Origin of the sequence: Spiroplasma sp. ald (assembly GCF_044714355.1) — a bacterium.
In the GTDB taxonomy this organism is placed as follows: Bacteria; Bacillota_I; Bacilli_A; order Mycoplasmatales; family Mycoplasmataceae; genus Spiroplasma; species Spiroplasma phoeniceum.
Map to the genome: position 1 here is coordinate 1 of NZ_RXFY01000116.1, position 3050 is coordinate 3050.

Consider the following 3050-nt stretch of genomic DNA (forward strand, 5'->3'; position numbering starts at 1 on the left):
TTAAATTTTTAAATAAAAGACATAATTAATTAAAATTATAATTTGCTATTAGTATCTTTTTAAAAATATTTACAATTATTTTAATAGGTTATGCAAGAAGTCTAATGAAAAACACATGTGTAACTTTTTTGTTCATAAATCTGATGTTTTTAATTATACAGAATTATCAAATAAGGTGCGGGTTGGCGAAAACTACATTGTCGTGCCCAAAAAGGTCTGTATTAGAAACAAAAACAATCCTGATTGATATAATGTTGGTATTAAAGTTTTTGGTGTCTATCATGTGTTTTATTTTGATGAAAGAATCAAAGCAACAGGATATGACGCGATGATTAAAACAAATATGTATCAATTTCATCACTTAAATACGCTTAAACGCCAATTTGAATGCCTATCCCGACTTAATTGTTTATAAAACTGATGATAGTGAAATTTATGTTGAATTTGAACGCACCCGCAAGTCACCCGACCGGTTTAGAACGAAATTAATTAACTTGCGTGAGTGACTTGCTGTGGGTGGTAAAATTCACTGAATTACGACAACCCAAACACTCGCAAATTGAATTAAAAATCAAAATCAAAAAGAAAATTAATAAAAAGAGCAAAAGCTCTTTTTATTAATTTTCTTTTTGATTTTGATTTTTAATCATAATTTTTTTAGTTTTTGTTTCTTCTTGTTTTGGAATTTTAATATTTAAAATTCCATTATCAAACGATGCAGAAATTTTATTTTCATTAATATTATTTGGTAATCCTATTGAACGATAGAATGAACCAAAATATCTTTCTTGGATATGATAATTGTTTTTTGTTTCTTCTTTCTTTTCTTCAATTTTTGTTTGTATTGTTAAAATATTGTTATTAATTTTTATATCAATGTTTTCTTGTAATATACCAGGCAATTCTGCATTTAAACAATAATCTGTATCAGTTTCATAAAAATCTATTTTTGGTGAAACTGATTTATTTTCATAAATTGGATGTGTTAATTTATTAAAATCTTCAAAAAAATTAGAAAAGATATCATCAATAGTATTTAATCTACGATTAACATTTTTATCATAATTTGTTAAATTATTTTTAATTGTCATATATAATCACTCCTTTTAAAATATAAATAATTTTTTTAAAAAATTAGATTAATATTCAATTTTATTATTTATAATTGTATTTATTTATTCCACCAATTTTGGCAATAATTATTTCTTTAATTAAATTTGACATTTTTTCTATAACCCTTCTTATCACAAAAATTTATATAATAAAATTGATTATAGGTTGTTTATATCAACCTATTTAAATTATAAAACTATAATAAAGTTTTGTCAATTAATATCTTAGAGTGCTAAAATATTTTTAAATAAAAATATAGGAGTGAATATGTGATGTGATGTTTGATTTAAATTGAAATGATTTATGTTTATGTATTAAATTAAAATATTATTACATAGAAAATAATACAAAAATTAAACCTTGATTTCTTGGCCATAAAAATCAAATTATTGAAAAGAAAAAAATACATAAAAAATTTGTTTTATCAGTATTATATTCCGAATACGGAACGCCAACTTGAATACTTTGAAAATAAATTAAATGAACTAAATACACGCAATGCTAGTGAAATTATTAACGGTTTACTATAAAAAGATAAGTAATTGATTAGTGTTCTTATTAAATATTTAGAGCAATTTAAACCGAATAATTTAACTTAGTCCCCTACTTAAAAACCTTATAAAATAAGGGTTTTTTGTTGCTTGTTTGGTTATCGTCGTCTGTGGCGCATCGAACGTTATTTTCGCGGGTAAAATATGGTAATAAAATTTTTTAATAAAAATATAAATATGATAAATAATATTTATATGATAATATAAAAGAAAGGAAAGATAAAATATGCCAATTATACCTAAAAAAATATAAATATTTTAAATAAAACTAAAAATACTGTTTCTTTTAATAAAGAATTAAAACAATCTAAACAAGTAAAATTAAACTCTATGACTTGTGATATTGATTTAATTTTTAAATTTAATGAATTGGCACAAGAAAAAAATGAAATAAAACAACCCTTATGAATGAAATATTAAGAGATTATTTTGATAGATTGGAGAATAGTAATTATGAAGATGATTAGTTTTTGCAATAAAAAGGTGGTGTTGGCAAAACGACCCTTTGCAAAAATGTCGCCTACAAATTTGCTTTGGATAATAAAAAAGTTTTAGTAATTGATTTAGATACCCAAGCAACAATATCGTTCCTTATGCAAAATGAAAATATAGATATGTCAAAATCATTGCATAAAATTATCGCGAGTGATTGTGGGATGGATATAAAAAAATAATACAAGAAACCAAATATAAAAATATTGATATTATTGTTGGTGGTGAAACTCTAAAAAAATCTTTGATAGTTATGAGAGAGTTATATGATAATGATAATTTTTATTTAATTGGAATAAAAATTTATCAATCAAACCAAGAAACTTTTGATGGTTATGATTATGTGTTGATTGATTATCCCCCCAACAATAAATGAAATGTCTTTAAATTGGTTAATACTATCTGATTTAATATTAATTCCTACGAACGACGCAACGCGTAGTTTTAAAGGAATTTTAGACTTAAATAATAATTTAGATTTAATTTTAAATAAATTAAAAATACCCAAACCACAAATGAAAATACTTTTTAATGATGTTGCTGAAACAGAAAATAAAAATAAATTTGAAAAATGATTAAAAGAAATAAATTTATATGATAATTTATTAAATATTTTTATAAAGCACTCTGAAAATTTTACTACAAGTGAAAACGAATTTAATAGTATTTGGGAGAACTCGTACTTTTGGCGGCAAAAGCAAGCATATGAAGAACTCATCAAAGAAATCAAATAACAATGAAAAAAGTAGAAAATAAAGATAATATCAATCATAATTTAATGCTTGTTGATGTTGATTTACAAAAATGTTTGAATTGTAGTTTTACGATTCAAAAAATCAATGATGAATGATTTACTATCAACACAGGAAATAACAACTGCTGTAAATAATAACT

At 23.0% G+C, this 3050-nt stretch carries 5 protein-coding genes and 1 pseudogene; 5 read left to right on the forward strand and 1 reads right to left on the reverse strand.

The window, feature by feature from the left end:
• The first annotated feature begins 383 nt into the window (after nucleotides 1–383).
• The gene (locus tag EHU54_RS05215) at nucleotides 384–593 is read left to right on the forward strand and encodes a hypothetical protein (RefSeq protein WP_400249317.1); all 210 of its coding nucleotides are present in this window, start codon (nucleotides 384–386) and stop codon (nucleotides 591–593) included.
• Between the two features lie 24 nt (nucleotides 594–617).
• On the opposite strand, the gene EHU54_RS05220 is transcribed toward EHU54_RS05215, so the two are convergent.
• A complete protein-coding gene (locus EHU54_RS05220; RefSeq protein WP_400249318.1) occupies nucleotides 618–1091 on the reverse strand; it encodes an Hsp20/alpha crystallin family protein in 474 nt (157 codons plus the stop codon).
• 296 nt (nucleotides 1092–1387) lie between these two features.
• On the opposite strand from EHU54_RS05220, the gene EHU54_RS05225 reads away from it, so the two are divergent.
• The 4 genes and pseudogenes from EHU54_RS05225 to EHU54_RS05240 all read left to right on the forward strand — a co-directional run bounded on the left by EHU54_RS05225 (nucleotide 1388) and on the right by EHU54_RS05240 (nucleotide 3045).
• Nucleotides 1388–1588 (forward strand): hypothetical protein, encoded by a 201-nt coding sequence (locus EHU54_RS05225; RefSeq protein ID WP_400249319.1) that lies wholly within the window; start codon nucleotides 1388–1390, stop codon nucleotides 1586–1588.
• Nucleotides 1589–2155: 567 nt separating this feature from the next.
• Nucleotides 2156–2338 (forward strand): annotated as a pseudogene (locus tag EHU54_RS05230) (ParA family protein); the annotation flags it as partial.
• Nucleotides 2339–2485: 147 nt separating this feature from the next.
• A complete protein-coding gene (locus EHU54_RS05235; RefSeq protein WP_400249320.1) occupies nucleotides 2486–2890 on the forward strand; it encodes a hypothetical protein in 405 nt (134 codons plus the stop codon).
• 2 nt (nucleotides 2891–2892) lie between these two features.
• Entirely contained in the window at nucleotides 2893–3045 is a 153-nt protein-coding gene (locus EHU54_RS05240; RefSeq protein ID WP_400249321.1) for a hypothetical protein, read from the forward strand.
• Nucleotides 3046–3050: the final 5 nt, after the last annotated feature.